Origin of the sequence: Duncaniella muris (assembly GCF_003024805.1) — a bacterium.
Lineage (GTDB): Bacteria > Bacteroidota > Bacteroidia > Bacteroidales > Muribaculaceae > Duncaniella > Duncaniella muris.
Genome location: NZ_PUEC01000041.1, coordinates 1 through 19948 on the forward strand (window position 1 = coordinate 1; position 19948 = coordinate 19948).

Here is a 19948-nt window from a genome sequence, read left to right on the forward strand (position 1 = left end):
TCTTTTCAAGCAGATCAAACAGAACTTTCCCTTGAGATACTTCTATGGCGAGAGCGCCAACGCCATCAAAATCCAGATATGGGTTACACTCATCGCAAATCTGCTGCTGTCAGTACTTCAAAGCAAACTCGAAAGACGTTGGAGCTTCTCCGGGCTGGCTACAATCGTCAGAATTGTGCTGATGTATTACCTGAATCTCGAAAAGTTCCTCAATCAGCCCGATGCAGACCTGAAAATCATGCTCGCCGAAGCATCGGAATCCCCTCCCGAAGTACCTGAAAACGGCTGAGGGGGCTTGTCAAATACAAAAAGTAAGCCCAACTTCTGCCGTTCAGGAAGTTGGACTCGCCTTTTTATGGTTTAGCGGACAGTAATAAAATTATTAAGTTAAATATTGTAAAATCAAGTAGAATTTATGTTAATTTGCTTGACAAGGCCTGTTTTATAACTTATATTTGCGAATAAGTTTTTCATGGTATTAGATTTAAGGTAAAAAAGTTATTCGTCGTGATGACGAGTAATTTTTTTTGTCGTCATGTCAGAAGGAGCGATCAGCAGGTCTTCTTGTCCATATAAGGATTCAGACGGTGCCATTCGGCAATAGGAGGCATGACGCCCATTTCGATCACTTCGTCGCGCAGCTTGCAAAGATGCTCATAGCTCTTTTCAAGCTCTTTTTCTTCTTCGGGAGTTCCGTTGATTGGCTTGCATTCCACTCCGTTTTTGCTTATAGTGGTTTCCATTGCCATCATGATGTGTTTGAAACGATCGTTGTTGACATAGGCTCCGGCTGGCCAGCGGAAAGGCTGCCCGCCCATAGCTGCGGCTATCATCTCGATAGAGAGATAGGCAGGGCTCTGGAATGAAGAACGTCCACGAAGGTCGATGATGTTTTTGCCGCCCTGGATAACGCGCTGTTTGATGTTGATCCATTCTTCGAGAGGTAGACGCGGAGTTCCGATTATGTCTACAAGCGGTTTGCCGTCAACTGATGTAGTCGAGGCAAACACGGCCATCTGTTCGCCGTGACCGCCATAAGTTCGGCTGTTCACAATCTCATCAGCGGGTATTTTGAGGTATTTTGACAATTCACTGCGCAGACGGGTGCTGTCAAGAGCGGCAAGAGTGGTCACGCGTGAAGGTTCAACGCCGGAATAAAGAAGAGTTACAAGTCCGGTAATGTCGGCAGGGTTGAAGATGACAACAATATGTTTTACATCAGGGCAATATTGTCTGACATCTTTACCGAACTGCTCTGCGATCTGCGCATTTCCTTTGAGAAGATCTTCGCGGGTCATGCCGGCCTTACGGGCTGCACCGCCTGACGATACGATATAGGCAGCTCCGGTGAGAGCTTCCTTGATGTCAGAGGTATATGTCAGATTCAATCCTTCGAATCCACAGTGATAGAGTTCCTCGGCAACGCCTTCAAGGGCCGGTGCGAAAGGATCGTAGAGACAGATGTTAGGAGTCAGACGCATCATTATTGCGGTCTGGGCCATGTTTGAACCGATCATGCCGGCCGCTCCGACAATGGTCAGTTTCTCAGTAGTCAGAAAATCCATGATTTATGAGTTTTATTGGTTTGAGGTTTGTGTATTATCAGTAATAATAACATTGTTGGTCTGATAAATGTTGCTGTTTATACCTTAAAAGAAGACTATTTGGGAAATAATCGCTATTTTTGCACTCTGTTTTGGAAAAAGAACACATTAGCCACTGACGATGACAACCAAAGAATTTGAAATTTTGAAATCTGCGTTTGATGATAGAGATAAATGAAAACTACTCAGTCTGAAATTCTAATTTTTATTTTAAAGATTGCAATTATGAAAAGATTATATGTGTTGCTGGTTTTTGCTGCTTGTGTGGTCGGCGCATCTTCGCAGGCGTTGAAATGTGATGACGGCAATATGCACTGGGAAGCTAATTTCACAGCCGGCCTTAATACCGACGGATATCAGTTTGACCTTGGCATTGCTTACTTCCCGCTTCAATATCTTGGCATAAAGACTCAGCTGGGATCAGCCGGAGAGATTGTGCCTGTGGAATACTGGGGTGATGATGAATATGATTCGCGCCTCGATTATGCCGCCCGTTTTAAATCCACATCCTCGCTGGTGGTCCGTAGTCCGAAGCTTATCAATTGGAAAAATCAGGGTGGCGGATTTTATCTTTTTGCCGAACCGGGTATAATACTTTCACCGGGAGCTTCAGGAAGCCATCGGGCTGAATGGGTTTCCTGGGATCTGAAGACCGGCATAAATCTCCAGGTTGATCGCCTCATTTTCTTCATAGGATATGGTATATCCGACTACAGCTTATACTCCGGTTGTCGACACGATTACAGGTCTCCGTCAGATCATGGCAAGTTCATGACTCACTCAGGATTTATCGGCGGAGCCTACAAATTTTGAAGAGCCGGTTACTGGACCTGACCAAATTCTGCGTATCTTTGCACTGTTTTTTCAATAGGGCCCCCAGAGATTGAGGGCGATTAAGGTGATTTATGGAAGATACGAATCTAAATTCACAGACAAAAGCAGTCCAGGGCACCACTGCTGCAGCAAAGGAAAAACTCTGGAACAGTAATTACTGCAAGGCGATGGTTGGCAATTTCATGATGTTTTTTTCATTTTATCTGCTGACACCGCTGCTGCCCATCTATCTCGATGCGGAATTCAAGGCCGACAAGGATCTCATAGGCCTTGTATTGTCCGGTTATGTCGTCGCAGCACTTATCGTAAGGCCTTTCAGTGGCTTTATTGTCGACAGTTTCAACCGCAAGAAGGTGTTGATGCTCTGTTTCTTTGCGTTTTTCATATGTTTTACGGGGTATATCGGAGCCGGAACCATTCTGATGTTTGCCGTGGTGCGTACTCTTCACGGTTTGCCCTTCGGTGCGACCACAGTTGCCAACAGTACAGTTGCCATTGATGTGCTCCCATCCTCACGGCGTAACGAAGGAGTGGGGTTCTATGGCCTGAGCAACAACCTTGCAATGGCTATTGCTCCCTCGGCAGGAATCTATATCTACTCTCTCAGCGGGAATTTTCGGTTGCTCTTCTGGATCTCTCTGGTGGTTGCTTTTGTGGGATTCTATTTTGTAAGCACCATCAGGCTGCCTCACCGTCCGCCGGTTGAAGGAAAACCGAAACTGAGCATGGATCACTTTTTTCTGAGCCGTGCATGGCTGATGGCAATAAACATTCTGCTTTTCGGTCTCTGTTGGGGCATCATGAGCAATTATGTGGCTATCTATGGAAAGGAAGAACTTGGCATCACCGATGGCACAGGCTTGTTCTTCGCACTTCTTTCAGGCGGACTTTTTGTTTCGCGCCTCTATGGAGTCAAGTCTCTCCGAGAGGGACATCTGACTGAAAATGCCCTTCAGGGAGCCGCCATAAGCTCTGTGGGTTTCACTCTGTTCGCTCTCGCTCCGGGAGTGTGGGCCTACTATCTGTCGGCCGTGCTGATCGGACTTGGCAACGGCCGCATGTTCCCGGCTTTTCTGAATATGTTTATCTGTGTAGCCCGTCATGACCAGAGAGGAACGGCCAACTCTTCAATCCTGACCTCCTGGGACTGTGGCATGGGGCTCGGCATACTCCTCGGTGGCTTCTTTGTGGAATATGCCGGCTATTCGGCTGCCTTCTGGGTTACTTCCGTCTCTCAGATCGCAGGCACTTTGCTCTTGCTTTTCTTTACCCGATCATTTTTCACCAAACGTTGTCTGCATGCCTGAACGGTATGAGAAAATTCAGAAAACATGGCCTTTAGGTCTGCTGATCAGAAGTTTTTAGTTAAAATATTTTTATCATATAAGAGAGTGGTGCAAAATTGAGTAATTTTGCACCCGCGTTTCAATAATACATTTATATAAGGTTATATAGGATATGGCAGTGACTGCAAGCACATCAACAGAGGATCTCGGCAAAAGTTCTGTCGGGAAATTATTGGCCCAGTATTCGATCCCAGCCATTATTGCGAGCGTCGCTACTTCGTTATACAATATCATAGACAGTATTTTTATCGGTCGTGGTGTCGGTCCTATGGCCATTGCCGGCCTGGCCATCACATTTCCGCTGATGAACCTCGTCGCGGCATTCTGTATGCTCATCGCCGCCGGCGGTGCCACTATCAGTTCTATTTTTCTCGGACAGAAGAACTACAGTCGGGCTACGGATGTGGTCAACAATGTCTTTTCGCTCTGTCTGATCCATTCGATCGTGTTCGGTGGGCTCACACTGATCTTCCTTGATCCAATCCTGCTGTTTTTCGGAGCGACGGAAGAGACCATTGACTATGCGCGTGAATTCATGCAGGTAATTCTGCTGGGAACTCCATTGGGCTTTGTGTTCATTGGCCTCAACAACCTCATGCGCGCCACCGGTTATCCGCGCAAGGCCATGATTTCCGCCCTGATATCGGTGATTGTCAATCTTATATGCGCGCCGATTTTCATATTTGTATTGGACTGGGGCATCAGAGGAGCGGCGTGTGCTACTGTGGTAGGCCAGTTTTCGGCATTCGTTTGGGTGCTGTCACATTTCCTTTCGCGCAAAAGTTCGATTCACTTCAAGCGGCATAACAAGTGGCTTACGTGGTCTATAATAAAACGTATCTATGCTATCGGCCTTTCGCCGTTTCTGATGAACGTCTGCGCATGTGTGGTAGTGATCTTTATCAACAGGGCGCTTCTTGATTATGGAGGTGCCGACGGCAATCTTGCTGTAGGTGCTTATGGAATTCTCAACCGTACCACAATGTTTTTTGTGATGATCGTGTTTGGAGTCACCCAGGGCATGCAACCTATTCTCGGATATAATATAGGTGCCAACAATTTTGACCGGGTCAAACGGGTGCTTCGGCTCGGCATATGGATCGGAGTTGCAATCACGGTTGTAGGCTGGATTGTCAGTGAAGGCTTCCCGGATGTGGTCTCCGCCTTGTTTACCACAGATGAGACTCTTGTCGGCATAGCCCGTGACGGCTTCAGAATCTACTTCATCTGCTATCCGGTGGTCGGATGCCAGATCGTCATTCAGAACTTTTTCCAGAGTGTGGGCAAGCCGCAGATGTCGATATTCCTCTCTCTGACACGCCAGCTTCTGTTCCTGATTCCGTTCCTGATAATTTTCCCGCGTCTGTGGGGAGTGCCGGGAGTCTGGGCTTCGATGGCAGGATCTGATATTATAGCTTTTGTTGTCACCGTAGTCACCCTCTGGTGGTGGATGGGACACACAATGAAAAAAATGGAACTCAATGCAAGAAACTCTTGATCTACGTGTAACGCCGCGTGTAGCTGCTGAACCTCATCTGCTCAGCCAAGAGGTGGCGCGTCTGGCAGGTGTCAGTAAAGACTCTGTCCGTCATGTGCTCGTGACCCGCCGCTCCATTGATGCGCGTCAGCGTCAGGTGATGGTCAACCTTTCGGTCAGAGCCTATATCGACGAAGAGCCCTCGTCTCTGTCACTTGTCCGTGCGGTGGATTACCGCTCGGTGGCTTCAGACGCTCCGCAGGCCATAGTGGTTGGTGCCGGTCCGGCAGGACTGTTTGCAGCCTTGCGGCTGATAGAGGAGGGTGTGCGCCCGATTGTGCTCGAGCGCGGCAAGGATGTGGACTCGCGCAGACCCGATATGGCCGATATAGCTCGCAAGGGAGTAGTTGATCCTGATTCAAACTATTGCTTTGGTGAAGGCGGTGCCGGGGCATTTTCTGACGGGAAACTTTACACCCGATCAAAAAAACGCGGCTCGGTAGACAAGATTCTGAATATTTTTGCCCAGCATGGCGCTTCGGAAAACATTCTGGTGGATGCCCACCCGCATATCGGTACCGACAAACTCCCAGGAGTCATAAAGGCCATGCGCGAGACCATCTGCCGCTGCGGAGGTGAAGTCCGATTTTCAACCCGTGTGACAGAATTGATAATAGAGCGTGATGAGGTAAGAGGAGTGGTCACAGCCGGCGGTGAAAAATATTTCGGTCCTGTGATTCTTGCAACAGGCCATTCGGCCCGTGATGTATATCGCTTCCTGCTGTCAGCCGGAGTGACGATGGAACCGAAGGGACTCGCCGTCGGGGTACGTCTCGAACACCCGCAGCATCTGATAGACTGTCTGCGCTATCATTCCAAAGACGGCCGCGGGCGCTATCTGCCGGCAGCCGAATACACAATGCTGACAAGGGTCGATGACCGTGGAGTCTACTCGTTCTGCATGTGTCCTGGTGGCGTTGTTATCCCGTCTGCCAGTGGTCCTGAGCAGCTTGCCGTCAACGGTATGTCGGGATCAGCGCGTTCATCAAGGTGGGCCAATGCCGCAATGGTTGTCGAGGTTTTGCCTGAAGATATTCCGACAGTAGGGACAGATGATGATCCGGAAGGCATTCTGAAGATGCTGCGTTTCCAGGAGAGCATTGAGAAGGCCTTTTGGCAGGAGGCCGGACAGACTCAGAACGCTCCCGCACAGCGGATGGCTGATTTTGTCAACGGCCGGCCGTCTTCTTCATTGCCACAGGTTTCATATGCTCCCGGAGCGCATCCAGCGCGCATTGACAAGCTTTTGCCAAAGGGAATTGCCCGCCGTCTGCAGCTCGGATTCAAGGATTTTGACCGTAAGAATCGCGGCTTCCTTACAAATGACGCAGTTCTGATAGGGGCAGAGACGCGCACCTCGTCGCCCTTGCGCATACCGCGTGACAATGAGTCGTTGCGCCATATCACCCTGAAAGGTCTGTATCCCTGTGGCGAGGGCGCCGGTTATGCTGGCGGAATTGTGTCGGCTGCAATTGACGGAGACCGTTCTGCTGCCGCCGTGGCCGATGATCTGAATGTCTCATAATGGATATTGGGTATCTGAAGCTTGTAATGAGATCTGAAATTACCAAAAAATAGGTATTTCACGGCTGTGAAGACCGGCGTAATTTTGCACACTGAAAAAAGAGTGTAAAACAAGCCGGTCAACAAATGATCTTCAAATCAAAATATCAGTCAGCCCTATTCATATTTGTGATGGCTGTATCGACAATGGTCGGTGCGGCCTGTCATGTATCGGCTGCAGTCAGGCTGGTTGTGAACGTAAAGGATGCGGCTACACTCGAACCGTTGGAATTTGCGGCGGTGACATTCCGCCAGCCTGCGGTGGCCGGAGTTTCCGGTGGCCATACTGATGCGGAAGGCTCGATAACGCTTACGGTCCAGCCCGGCCAGGCTGTGATAGAGCTGAATCTTGTAGGCTATAAAGCGCAACGTCGCAATCTTTCGCTTAAAGACCGTGAAAGTCTGACGTTGAATTTCAGGCTTGAACCGTCCACCTCCCTGAATGAAGTTGTTGTCACCGCCCGCGAGGGCTATAATGCCACATCCGCATCACTTATTGACACTACGGCTATGAGGCATCTTCAGCCGTCGAGTTTCACGGATCTCATGAGCCTGCTTCCTGGCGGAGTGACCAAAGATCCTGAAATGGGGTCGGTCAACAGGATTGATCTGCGCTCGGCTTCGGGCATGACTCAGAATGACGATTATGCCACAGCGGCCCTCGGCACGGCTTTCGTGGTCGACGGTGTGAGACTTAACACTGATGCCGACATGCAGATCACACCGGATGCCAACCGAACTTCAAGGATATCGACAGGTAAAGGAGTTGACATGCGCTCGCTTTCGACAGATGATATAGAGAGTGTGGAGATTGTGCGTGGTATTCCGTCAGTGGAATACGGCGAGCTGACCTCCGGACTTGTAAGCATCAAGCGCAAAAGCGGAGCCGGACGTCTCGAAGCCCGTTTTAAAGCCGACACTCAGAGCCAGCTTTTCTATGTTGGCAAAGGCTTTGATCTCAGTGGCGACAACACATGGATCATAAATGCCGGAGTCGACTATCTCGATTCGAAGATTGACCCGCGCAACAATCGCGAGAATTTCAAGCGCGTGACCGGTTCGTTGCGAAGCACAAAGCGTTGGACCGGCCCGGTGGCCCGCATTGCCTGGAATTCCAATTTCAGCTACAGCGGCATGTTTGAGAAAGATGACAACGATCCGGATCTTGCCGTCAACAATACAATTGACTTCTATCAGAACAGCAAGCACACCATGCGCTGGGACAACACTTTGCGCTATGTACCGTCTGTTGCCTCCGTGCTTCAGGAATTAAATCTGGTTTCCGGACTTAGCTACGGACATGAGCAGCTTGAGCAGCAGAAACACGTAGCTTCGTCACGAGTTATGCCGATGCCTGTCTCGCTGGTTGAAGGTGACAATTACATCGGCTATCTCCCCATGCTCTATCTTGCCGACTACCGTGTGGAGGGCCGTCCGTTTACCGCCTCGCTCAAAAGCTGCGGCCGCTTGCGTTTCGGCGGGAGTTCACTGTCATCGGCTCTGAAATTCGGAGTTGAGTGGAACATGAGCAAAAACTATGGCCGTGGGGCCGTTTATGATATTTCGCGCCCGCTGATAGCAGGCAACAACACTCGTCCGCGCGCCTTCCGTGATGTACCGGCCATGCACCAGCTCTCGGCATACCTCGAAAGCGAGACCAGATTCTATGCAGGGAAGCACACCCTTTCACTGACGGCCGGTCTGCGAGAGACTCAGCTTCTGCATCTCGACAGCAGATATGAACTGAGCGGTAAGCCTTATTTTGACCCTCGCTTCAACCTTGTCTGGAGTCTGCCGCCGGCCTATGTCAGAAACTATCCGCTCGGATTCGAACTCGCAGCCGGAGCCGGATGGCATACAAAGATGCCGGTAGCAGCATATCTTTATCCTGAAAAACTCTATTCGGATTTCGAGCAGCTCAACTATTACCACAATGTGGAAGACTATCGGGTGATGAATGTGAGGACCTATATAGAGGACATGACCAACTACCGTCTGCGGGCCGCCCGGAACTTCAAGTGGGAAGTCCGCGCCGACATCAGTTATCGTGGCAACAGACTTTCCGTGACATATTTCCGCGAGAATATGGCAGACGGTTTCCGCAGTTCCGGATTTGTTCATACTTATACATATAACCGCTACGATGCTTCCGGCTTCGACCCATACGCCGCCGGACGCGCTCCGCTGATCGAGGATCTGCCTTATCAGACCGAGACCTACCTTGCAGTGAGAAGCAAGACAACCAACGGCAGCCGCACATTGAAAGAGGGTGTGGAATACACTCTGCAGTCGCGCCGTCTGCCCGTCATCAACACACGTCTGACAATTTCCGGCGCATTCTTCAGCACCACCAACAGTAACAGTCAGTCGCTGTGGTACAAGCCAAGCATCATAGCCAACGGCCGGGAGCTGCAGTATGTAGGACTTTATGATGACCTTGACGGCAACAACTATCGCAGCGTCAACACCAATATACTTTTTGACACCGATCTCCCGCGGCTCGGACTGAATTTTTCGATCGGTGTGCAGAATCTCTGGCTGACCTCGCGTAAGACTTTGCGACGCGATGGAATTCCGGTGCAGTACATGGATGTAAACGGTGCCATCCATCCTTATACCGATGAATGTCTGTCGGATCCATACCTGAAACAGCTGGTGCGCAATTTCACCGAAAGTTCATTTGTCAGACAGAATGTGCCGGCAGAGACAAGCGTCAATTTCAAAGCCACAAAGACATTCTGGCAGAAGCGGGTAGGGCTGGCGGTCTACGTCAACCGTCTGGTGTACATAGCGCCTGACTATGAACGCTACGGAATCACCATCCGCCGTTACTCCACTCCATATTTCGGGATGGAGCTCAATCTCAAAATATAGGAATCAATCAAAATCATCAAAATAACCAATTATCATGACATCAAACAAAATTCAGATCAAGAATCTGTTTCTGAGTGTGGCTCTGTGTGCCGCAATGGGACTGAGTGTGGCTTCATGTTCAGATGATGACAACACCGTGGTGACTTATCCGGTTGTCATTGCTCCTACTTATCCCGCAGAACTTCCGTCATCCTACACGGTAGAATCCGGGACTATAACTTACAAAGAACTGAATTCCGGTCGCTCATATACATTTGAACTCCCTCTGACCGACTCAGATGTGATTCCTGCCGGAACCTATGACATCGACGGACAGATGGAGGTAAGTTTCGTCAATGACGAGGGCGCCAGCGTGACACGCACACTTCGTGCCGTGGCATCTCAGCAGGTCATCAGCTCTTCAGCCCAGTCAGCAAGTCTCAAATGGTTCTTCTATAATCCATCCAATACACTCGTATTCGGTGAAATCTACTTTGCCGGCTCGCTCAACGCGGCAGGAACTAATGGTCTCTATGACACATATTTCACTATCTATAACAATACCGACGAGGTGCAGTATGCCGACGGCATTGCGATTGTTGAAAGCAAGCTGCTGAACACTGATGCCAATGTGATCATTACCCCAGCCAATCAGCGTGAAGCCAATTTCACAGCGCAGACCGTGTATGTTATTCCCGGCAGCGGTCAGGATGTAGCCATTGCCCCCGGCGAGTCAATCAAGATCGTCGATCAGGCTATTGACTGGACAGCCCAGGTGCCCGGAGCTCTCAATCACACCGATGCTGATTTTGAATGGTATGATGAATCGACTTCCGCCTCGGTGAAGGATACCGACAATCCTGATGTTCCCAACCTTGACAAATGGTATTCCTACTCGCCGACAATCTGGATTGCAAGCAACCAGTGCAACCGTTCCTATGCGCTTGTCCGTTTTCCCGAAGGCATGACAGCCGAGCAGTATCTCGCCGAGTATGACGGAACATATAAATATATCAGCAGTGTGACTCAGAAGGAAATGACCGGAACAAAATGTTATCTTGTCAAATATGACTGGATCATCGACGGTGTTAACCTCTGTCCGGTTGAAAGCTGGATACAGGGAGCTTTGAGCACATCTGTTGACGCAAGCTATGCCGCTATCTCTGAGGCTAAGACTGACAAGAACCGTTTCGGTAAGAAGTTTGTCCGCAAAGCGGCCGGAGTGTCAGCCGCCGGCAATACCGTGCTGATGGACACCAACGATTCTGCCAGGGATTTTGAAATTGTTTCAGCGAAATAACAGATTAACGAAGTAAAAACAGATCGATGTCGGAAGTCTCTGGATTTCAATACAGCCTGGCTATAATAGCTGTAGCCATGATCCCTTCATTCGGGGTCATGGCGCAGCCTTTGTCTCTGTCTGAGCTTCAACGGCTCTCTCAGCCGGTAAATGCCGCGCTGATGCAGAGATATGAGAGCAATCCGGCTGCAATGCTGTTTCGTGACAGCGTTTCGCTTTCGTCATTTGCCATAAGCGGAGAGTATGACCGTCAGGACAAGCCGGTGATGGAACAACTTGGCGATGGATCCGATCTGTTAGGAGTTTCGGCCGGATCATATACCCGTCTGGGAGCCGAAAGGGTGGTCTGGGGCAATGCTTCGTTTGTGACCGGAACCTATCGTTCGGTCAGATGGACTGACTACATAGACTATAACCGCGTGGCTCCTTATGTGCTGGGTGATGAAGCCGGTGGTGACCTGAGCACCCGCAGCTATAGATTTTCCGGAGGCTATGCCTGCGGTTTTTCCAGATGGACAGTCGGCGTTCACGCTGCGTACAGAGCTGAGATTGCCTACCGTAACCGTGATCCGAGAGTCAAGACCGTTGTCTCTGACATTGACATCGCTCTGGGTGGCGGCTATACGGTGAATGATCACAGTGTCATCGGGCTGAATGCCGGAGTGAATATCTATAATCAGAACTGTGATCTCGATTTTTATAATCCGCTGAATGAAATAAACACCTACACCCTGACCGGTATGGGCACTTATTACCGGCGCTTTATGGGCAATGCCAACAAAAACAGCGGTTATTCATCGTTCGGCTATAATATTGGGTTTCAGTGGCTGCCTGTTTCCGGCCAAGGCTTTGCAGCGACCATTGGCTATACCGGTTACCGGATGGAGCAGCAGTTGCGCAACTATAATAATCTGACCCTCGGCTATACCGGCAATGATATTATTGATCTTGGCATTTCATACCGTCTTCAGTTCGGCGGAGGAATCATGATCCAGCCCACAATTGACGGCAATATGTTTCGGCGCAAGGGCACTGAAAATATATTCGGGTCTTCAGCCGGATCAAGCTATGACCGCATAGGCAGCAGTTCGCCGTATAGATTCGAAAGCTCCCACTTTGGGCTTTCTTTTCCAGTGCGGTTTGAGAAAGGAAACTCAAGCATGACGCTCACCCCTGACATAGCCTATGAATCAGAGAAGGAGAGCTATGCCGATCCGTTGCGCCGTCTGGGGGCAAGCCATGTCATATCAGGGTTTGATGCTGATTTTTCAGCCGTTTCAGGCAAAAGCTGGCTCTGGAATCTTTCAGCCGGAGTCTCCTATGCCAAAGCAGATCCGAAAGAAGAAATTCTGACAGATCTTGAACCGGACACTCCGCTTGGGCAATGTGTGCTGTCAAACTATTCGATGCTCAAAGCCGACCGCACCGCATTCAATGTCTCGGCGGGGATATCGCGGCCTGTAATGAATTTCATTGTTTCTCTCAGGGTGGCATACCGGCTGACTGACTATATAGGTGAAGGACTCCGCCACGGTGCCGCAGTCACACTCGCAGCTGAATTCTGACAAATAGTAAGTAAGAGGATGTTATTAAAAACGACCTCTAAATGTAATTTAAGAAAACTTGATAATGAACCACGATTCTGAATCGGTGATATCTGTAAAAAATCTGACTCAGCGCTACGGCACAGGGCGGATCATCTACAGTGACCTGAGCTTCGAAGTACCTAAAGGTCGTATTCTCGGCCTGCTGGGTAAAAACGGCACAGGAAAGACCACCACAATAAATATACTTATGGGCTACCTGCGCCCGCAGAAAGGTGAGTGCAGGATATTCGGTGAAAAAATCACAGAAATGTCACCGGCGACCCGTGCAAGGATCGCATTGCTGATCGAAGGCCATGTGCAGTATGCGTTCATGACAATCGAGCAGATAGAGCGTTTCTATTCACGGTTCTATCCGAAATGGAACAGGGATGCCTATTATGAACTCATGAACAAGCTCCATGTGTCGCCAGGCCAGAAGATTTCATCCATGTCATGCGGACAGCGCTCGCAGGTGGCACTCGGTCTGATTCTTGCACAGAATGCCGATCTGCTTGTGCTTGATGACTTTTCTCTTGGCCTTGATCCCGGCTACCGCAGACTGTTTACAGACTATCTGCGTGAATTTGCCAAAGCTGAGGAGAAGACCGTATTCATGACATCACATATCATCCAGGACCTTGAACGACTGATTGATGACTGCATCATACTTGACTATGGCAAGATCCTTACCCAGATGCCGGTCGATGAGCTTCTGCGTGACTTTTGCCGCTACACTCTTCAGACATACATGCCTGTAGAGAAATTCTTGGCTGACAGTCTGTTTGTCAATCCTGGCAAGATCAAGGATGAACTCGAATTCTATACATTCAAACCGATTGATGAAGTCAGAGCGGCCCTTGGCTCTCTCGGAGTCGATTCCGGAAGCCTTGTCCGTCAGGACATGTCGCTCGAAGACGCCTTCATCGGACTCACCGGAAAATATTGATACTGAAAAAATGGAAAGAGCTCTGATATTCAAAGAATGGGTAAAGACCCGGATGGTCTTCTTCATATCTCTTGGGCTGGCTGTGTGCATAGGCCTTTATACGGTCGCGATGATGAACCGGCTGATCGAACTCAAAGGAGTAGAGCATCTGTGGCTCATAATGCTGCTCAAAGACAATACGTTCATTGACATGATCAAATACGTGCCTCTGCTTGTAGGTCTGGCCGTTGGAGTAGCGCAGATGGCTCCGGAGATGGCGCAGAAACGCCTGAAACTTACTCTGCACCTGCCTTACCCTCAGCGCAGGCTTGTTGGGCTGATGCTTCTGACCGGTCTGGTGGAATTGCTGACAATCTATTTTGTGCAGGCACTGATTATCATGGTCTATGATTTCAGAATACTCCCGTCAGAACTTGTAGTGCGTGTGATGCTGACCACTCTCCCTTGGTATTTTGCCGGTTTCACAGCCTATCTGTTTGTTACGGCTGTCTGTCTCGAAGGCACCTGGAAGCGTCGTATAGTTCTCTCTCTTCTGGCTATCGCGGTGCTGATGATGTATTTTCTTCAGCCTGCACCTGAGGCCTACAACGGAATGCTCATCCTTATAATCATAACAGTTGTTCTTCTGACCGTTCTTTCTTTCGGCTCGATCATAAGGTTTAAGGAGGGCCGTCAGGATTAACCGACACTGAAAAATCATGAAAAAAGCATATACAATATTACTCGTGACGCTGAGCGTCATTGTCCTCTCGTGGTTTCTTCCCTGGCTCTATTCACTTCTGTTTCCGGTGGGGGCCTCTGATCCGTTTATCGCATACTCACCGATAAGCGACCGGATGATCGTGTCAGAAAGAACCGGCGAGAAGGAATCCGTGATCTATCCGCTTGATACCGATGGAGTTCGTGAGGAAGGAGTGGTCTATACGAAAGAGCAGCGCGATTCGCTTCTGCCACAGCTCTATTTCACTCAGCTTGTGGCCCGCGAGCAGATGCCTGATTCGATCAACGGCATTGAGATCTCCATTCCGCGGCTTAAACATAACTCCTGGGTTTTTACATCGTCGCCACGCGACATCAACAAGCGTTTTGCCGATGTCTATCTTATAATGGAATCCATGCCGGCGCGCATTGACCTTGAAGATCCCACTGAAGTGTTCAGGTTTCGTGACGGCCGGGTGGAATTCATCGAGATGGAGACCAATCAGATCAATCAGGCAAGAAGCAAAAGATTTACCGAAATATTCAATGACCGCGGGTTCACTTTGCCAATGAAAAGTTTCTCGGCCAATATCACAAGCCGAAAAGCTTATGACGAAGGCTATCTTATGGTCGATGACAACGGTGATATATTCCATATGAAGATGCAGGCCGGCAGACCTTATATGTCGAAAGTGCGCAAACCTGACTCGCTCAGAGCTGCCCATGTGTTTATAATGGAAAATATTGACAAGGAAGCTATCGGACTGATGTCAGATGAAACCCATAATCTCTATCTCATAGAGCGCGATGGCTATCGTCTGTGTCAGCTGCCCGTCGGGAAGGTCGATCCTGAGAAAGACCGGTTTTCCGTGGTCAAAAACCTATTCAATATCATAGTGAGAGTCTCGAACCAGGATGGAACCCGCTGGAGTGCGCTTGATGCCGATGACTATTCTCTGCTGGCAAGCTATGCCAAGACAAGCGAGAAGAGCACGGTGGCAAAAATCGGATCCTATATCTTCCCTTACACTCTGTCATTTACATCGACGTCAGACTGCTATGCCACTCCGCGCATTGAATCTTTCTCCTGGGCGGCATTTGTTCTGAATGCTATGTTTGCGCTTGTGATTTTCATAGTTTACCGCAGACGGACGGCAGATGCCATATGCCGTCCTGCGTTAGCATCGCTTGTCACTCTCGTATTCGGAATTTTTGCTTTCATTCCGTTCATCATTATAAGAAATTGAAAAATATCAATCATTAATCAAAAATAAAAACAGAAAGAAAATGAAGAAAACATCAATCTTTACGCTTCTGATAGTCTTATGCCTTGCAATGGTTTCTTGCGGAGGAGCGTCTAATTCCGCTTCAACCGATGACGCAGCCGGAGCAATCAATGTAGATCAGCTTCTTGCCGATGCTGAAAACCTTGTAGGTGACACAATCGAGATCGAAGGCGTGTGCTCACATCTTTGCCGTCACGGCGGTCGTAAGGCATTCGTGGTAGGATCGGCTGACAGTGTGCTTATCCGCTGCGAGGCCTTTCCTCTTATGGGCGAACCGTTTCCGAAGTCTACAATCCATCAGCCCATCCGTGTCAAGGGTGTGGTTTGTGAGGAGCGCATCGACGAAGCTGCTATTCAGAATATGATCCGTCAGTATGAAGAGGCTCAGAAAGCGGCTGCTGAAGCAGGCGAAGAGTCTCAGGCTGAAGTTGAAAGCGGTTGCGCTACAGAACGCGCGGCCCAGGGACAGAAAAATCTGACTGCCTTTGATGACCGTATCGCTGACTATCGTGCCAAAATCGCAGTCCGTCAGGAAAAGGAAGGCAAGCCTTATCTGTCATTCTATTGCCTCCAGGCAATTTCTTATGAAATTCTTCCGGAGTAAGAACCGGTTTTGAAATCAGATTGTCTGTCCGGACAAAATCAACTCCTTGCTGCAGAATTCTGTGGCAGGGAGTTTTGTCTGTATGAGTTAACTGGATATCGTCGGCCTGCACAACCTCTTTGTTTTATGTTTTAAAGAATACTATGAGGCGAATTTGGACGTTAATTTGAAAAGATTAATCAATCAAAAGATTAATCAATCCCGTTATGAAAAAACTATTAATAATCGTATCAATGTTGCTCTTGTGTCTGAATATTCCGGCACAAGAAGCTGATTCCGGCATTCGATTGGAAACATTAGAATGTGATTCAACTGCAAATAATTCGTATCAGCAAGATACTGTTTCGCATGAGGCAAAAAATTCCAACACATCGATAGTCCGTGAACAAGTTTCACATTCGAAATTTGTTAGAATTACTTTTTTAGATGATTCATGCGACGCAACATACATCGTTAATAAAGGAATTAGACATTTTGAGTTGTCAGAGTACATGAAAAGCCAAACGAAAAAGCTTAATCAAATGTCTCTTGAGATATTAAAGGTCTTTTCAGAGGAAGAACTCGTGGATTTTAATAATAGAAAGACTAACCTCAATTTTAGCTTTGGGTATATTTGTGTTGATTATCAATGTTATAACTATGTGCCATTGTACTAAATTTGTACTATTTAGACAGTTGGCTGAAAACAAATAGAAACGATTTATAGATAATTTGCGGTAGTTAACTTTATTTATTTGCCTTATTTTTCTTCTTTCGGTGGTAAGGTTGGTGTCGGGATATGGGCTGGTGAAAAGAAAAACTGATACGGACATTTCTCTTTTGCCCAGCACATATATAGGTTTGGTTCGGTATAGATGTATATATCTAAGGCTAAACCAAACCTATTTTCTCATAAGCTATTGACACGAGCCATAAAAAGTTGTAACTTTGCAGTTGAAAATAACGGAGGCAGAGGCTTCTGATAACATAATTAATAGCGTTTGCTATTTGTTCCAATCAGAATGAAACGTCGGAAATTTCATTGTGTTATGAATGAGGAACAAGTCGCGAACGTCCGTGCATTGCATGGGCGTGACTTGCCGTTCATAACACCAATCCGACGGGTGCATTCTGGGCAGTCATTGCCCATGCTTTTGCATTCGTCGAGTTTGATTTATGAGCATTGGCATTCGCACAAACGATATGCCAATGAACAAAAATGGATTGGTAGGAGGTCTGATAACATTGGGGCTTCTTACCTCACAAGTCTCTGGGTACGCCCAAACATCCAATTTTGAAGAATCATCAGATATGATTTTTCAAGATACACAGCGGACTGTCAACACCTTGTCGATTGACAGTACATTAGTTTTCAATCAGTACAAACCTGAATGTTCTAAATTCAATGCTAAACAACTAATTTTACCAGGAGTTCTTATAGCTGTTGGTACTTTTGGAGTATACAATGGAGCATTCAAAAAGTTAGACACAAACATCAAAAATGGAATGGATAATCTGCGTGGAAATCATTTCTTCCGTGCCGATGATTATGTCCAATATCTTCCTGCCATAACGTATCTGACATTTGGATCAATCGGTATCAAATCAAAACATAGTTTTAAAGAGCGTGTCGTAGTGGAAGCTACCGCCTACTTAACCATGACGGCGTTTACAAATATCGGTAAATATTCATTCAAAGAAAAAAGACCGGATTCCAATGCAAGGAATTCGTTTCCCTCAGGACATACTGCCACCGTGTTTACCGGAGCAGAATTAATGAGAGAAGAATATGGGCTTGGTATGGGAATAGGGGCTTATAGCGTTGCTGTTGGTGTTGCTTTCCTGCGCCTTTATAACGGTCGCCATTGGCTAAACGATGTTATTGCGGGAGCAGGTGTAGGCATCCTATCTGCAAGGATAGGCTATTGGATGCTTCCGTTATATCAAAGATGGTTTAAATGGGACAGTCCATGTTCAGATATCATGGTCATATCACCAGTCTATAATCCTGCCGAGCATTCTTTCTCAATTAACTTGGCATACACCTTCTAATAATCATGCCAACGGTTTCCAAAGGTTAACCTTTGGCTCATTCGGGATATTTTCAGCGTTGACTTGTCAATGCGGCTCGGAAAATTCCCTAATGAGCTAAGGAATTTCCTGTCGGTGTAATTTCCACGACGGTGTTGTGGTTGTATTTTGCATTGGTTTTGATATTGATTTACGGAATGACTGAATGATTAAATGACTGAATGATTAGATGATTAGTCACTCAGTCATTTTGTCATCTAAATGATTAATCATTCAGTCATCAATTCATCGAATCATTTAATCATCCGGATGATTGGTCACTTTGTCATTCAGTCATTTCATCATTGATGTTAGAGGGCATTATTGGGTGATGAGGTTGTGGAGCGTTTTGGGATTACAGGTAATACCTAAACATAAACTCGCTCCACCCTAAAACGACCTCCTATGGCAATGAGAAAAACAAAGAGCGGTCACGGCAGTGACTGCGGTTTCGGCGGTGGCTTTTCGGAGAAAAAGGAATCCCGAAACATATCCTTGCACTCCTTTTTTCTCATCGTCATAATGACGATAGTCAGTGTAATGACAGTATTCGTTTAAGTCAACACATCCACTGCAATGACTGTAGCAATTTAGTGATTATATCCGACCGTCGGGAGAGAGCCTTTTGAGGTAGTCAGACGGTATCTTGCCGATTACGAAAATCCGATTTTTCTCATTGTCCCCCTTGCATTCTTTGCACTTTTGCACAATCAAGGGTCAGCTTCATCAAGGAATAAGGGTGTGTGGTATCTGTGTTATTTCAATATTACCACGTGGCATTTTTGACACTTTGGCATTTTCAAAGTGTGCAAGAATGCAAGGTGTGCAATGGAATAATTCCTAAAAAAATGTTGACTGACACCGCCATACTATCTGCATTTCCTGCATTTTCAAGTTCCAAAATGCGGATAATGTAGAAAATGCAAGCGTATTTCATCGTTTTTTCTTTTCGCTGCCCCATATAGTCTTGGTTTGGATCAGCCCAATATATACACCCCATACTGAACCAAACCAAAATCCGAGGATGATGACCGCCGAAAAAGAAGAACCCTCCGATGTCGGTCGGAGAGTTCTCAAAATGCCAAAGTGCCAAAGTGCCAAGAATGCCAAGGGGTAAATCTATACACTGACTACCTCGCAATCATAATCCAAGTCTCCGAGACTGTTGATTGCGTCCTGCTTCTGCTGGTCAATGACGTGGAGATATTTCTCGGTCATCTTGATACTTGAATGTCCCATTAGAGAGGCAACGGTCTTGATGTTCGCTCCTGCACCAAGCACATTTACAGCGAAACTGTGGCGGGCGCAATGCCATGTGATAGTCTTGTTGATTCCTGCTGCCTTTACCCATTTCTGCAAGCGTGTGATTGCGGTTGTGCGGTAGCAGGTGATATTGAATATTTTTTCGGAAGTGTGTTGTATATGGAAAACCCAGGCTCGGATGACCCCTTAGACCAAGGTTGAATTGACCCCTGAAAATATTTTGAATTGACCCCTGAAAACGTTCTGGCCGACGGGGTCAATTTTATTTTGTCTTATCTGCTTTTTATAGCTTTGAGCTTACGGACGCTTTCGCCGGTAAGCGTGATTCGATGAGCAGTGTGGACAATGCGATCGAGTATTGCATCTGCCACTGTGGAGTCACCGATAGCTTCGTACCAGTCCAGTTCGGGGAGCTGTGATGTCACGATGATTGATTTGCGACCATGGCGGTCTTCGATGATTTCCGTAAGGTGTGCGC

At 47.7% G+C, this 19948-nt stretch carries 15 protein-coding genes and 2 pseudogenes; 14 read left to right on the forward strand and 3 right to left on the reverse strand.

Annotation, left to right across the window (positions count from 1 at the left end):
- Window positions 1–289: pseudogene (locus C5O23_RS12690) on the forward strand (IS4 family transposase); the annotation flags it as partial.
- 262 nt (window positions 290–551) lie between these two features.
- Here C5O23_RS12690 and C5O23_RS12695 read toward each other — a convergent pair.
- Window positions 552–1565, reverse strand: a complete 1014-nt coding sequence (locus C5O23_RS12695) for a malate dehydrogenase (RefSeq protein ID WP_107033296.1) — start codon at window positions 1563–1565, stop codon at window positions 552–554.
- A 264-nt stretch (window positions 1566–1829) separates the two neighbouring features.
- On the opposite strand from C5O23_RS12695, the gene C5O23_RS12700 reads away from it, so the two are divergent.
- The 13 genes from C5O23_RS12700 (at window position 1830) to C5O23_RS12760 (ending at window position 18189) form a co-directional block, all read left to right on the forward strand.
- On the forward strand, window positions 1830–2417 hold the full coding sequence (locus C5O23_RS12700; protein ID WP_133166570.1) for a hypothetical protein: 588 nt from the start codon (window positions 1830–1832) through the stop codon (window positions 2415–2417).
- A 92-nt stretch (window positions 2418–2509) separates the two neighbouring features.
- Entirely contained in the window at window positions 2510–3745 is a 1236-nt protein-coding gene (locus C5O23_RS12705) for an MFS transporter (RefSeq protein ID WP_107033298.1), read from the forward strand.
- A gap of 151 nt (window positions 3746–3896) precedes the next feature.
- Complete coding sequence (locus C5O23_RS12710; RefSeq protein WP_107033299.1) at window positions 3897–5282, forward strand: MATE family efflux transporter; 1386 nt, start codon at window positions 3897–3899, stop codon at window positions 5280–5282.
- Window positions 5266–6846: an NAD(P)/FAD-dependent oxidoreductase gene (locus C5O23_RS12715; protein WP_107033300.1), complete on the forward strand. Its 1581-nt coding sequence runs from the start codon at window positions 5266–5268 to the stop codon at window positions 6844–6846. The genes C5O23_RS12710 and C5O23_RS12715 overlap by 17 nt, the downstream gene beginning before the upstream one ends.
- Before the next feature lie 125 nt (window positions 6847–6971).
- Window positions 6972–9758, forward strand: coding sequence for a TonB-dependent receptor (locus tag C5O23_RS12720; RefSeq protein ID WP_107033301.1), 2787 nt, complete (start codon window positions 6972–6974; stop codon window positions 9756–9758).
- Window positions 9759–9792: 34 nt separating this feature from the next.
- On the forward strand, window positions 9793–11037 hold the full coding sequence (locus tag C5O23_RS12725) for a DUF4876 domain-containing protein (protein ID WP_107033302.1): 1245 nt from the start codon (window positions 9793–9795) through the stop codon (window positions 11035–11037).
- Window positions 11038–11063: 26 nt separating this feature from the next.
- On the forward strand, window positions 11064–12602 hold the full coding sequence (locus tag C5O23_RS12730) for a DUF6850 family outer membrane beta-barrel protein (RefSeq protein ID WP_107033303.1): 1539 nt from the start codon (window positions 11064–11066) through the stop codon (window positions 12600–12602).
- Window positions 12603–12666: 64 nt separating this feature from the next.
- Window positions 12667–13569 (forward strand): ABC transporter ATP-binding protein, encoded by a 903-nt coding sequence (locus C5O23_RS12735; RefSeq protein ID WP_107033304.1) that lies wholly within the window; start codon window positions 12667–12669, stop codon window positions 13567–13569.
- Window positions 13570–13579: 10 nt separating this feature from the next.
- Window positions 13580–14251 (forward strand): hypothetical protein, encoded by a 672-nt coding sequence (locus tag C5O23_RS12740; RefSeq protein WP_107033305.1) that lies wholly within the window; start codon window positions 13580–13582, stop codon window positions 14249–14251.
- Window positions 14252–14267: 16 nt separating this feature from the next.
- Window positions 14268–15515 (forward strand): DUF4857 domain-containing protein, encoded by a 1248-nt coding sequence (locus C5O23_RS12745; protein WP_107033306.1) that lies wholly within the window; start codon window positions 14268–14270, stop codon window positions 15513–15515.
- A gap of 40 nt (window positions 15516–15555) precedes the next feature.
- The gene (locus C5O23_RS12750) at window positions 15556–16158 is read left to right on the forward strand and encodes a hypothetical protein (protein WP_107033307.1); all 603 of its coding nucleotides are present in this window, start codon (window positions 15556–15558) and stop codon (window positions 16156–16158) included.
- Window positions 16159–16364: 206 nt separating this feature from the next.
- The gene (locus C5O23_RS12755) at window positions 16365–16814 is read left to right on the forward strand and encodes a hypothetical protein (RefSeq protein WP_107033308.1); all 450 of its coding nucleotides are present in this window, start codon (window positions 16365–16367) and stop codon (window positions 16812–16814) included.
- 532 nt (window positions 16815–17346) lie between these two features.
- The gene (locus C5O23_RS12760; RefSeq protein ID WP_161553611.1) at window positions 17347–18189 is read left to right on the forward strand and encodes a phosphatase PAP2 family protein; all 843 of its coding nucleotides are present in this window, start codon (window positions 17347–17349) and stop codon (window positions 18187–18189) included.
- A gap of 1137 nt (window positions 18190–19326) precedes the next feature.
- Here the strand turns inward: C5O23_RS12760 and C5O23_RS12765 are convergent.
- Window positions 19327–19608, reverse strand: a pseudogene (locus C5O23_RS12765) (tyrosine-type recombinase/integrase); the annotation flags it as partial.
- Between the two features lie 134 nt (window positions 19609–19742).
- The coding region (locus C5O23_RS12770; RefSeq protein ID WP_161553606.1) for an ATP-binding protein at window positions 19743–19948 on the reverse strand (206 nt) is incomplete at its 5' end.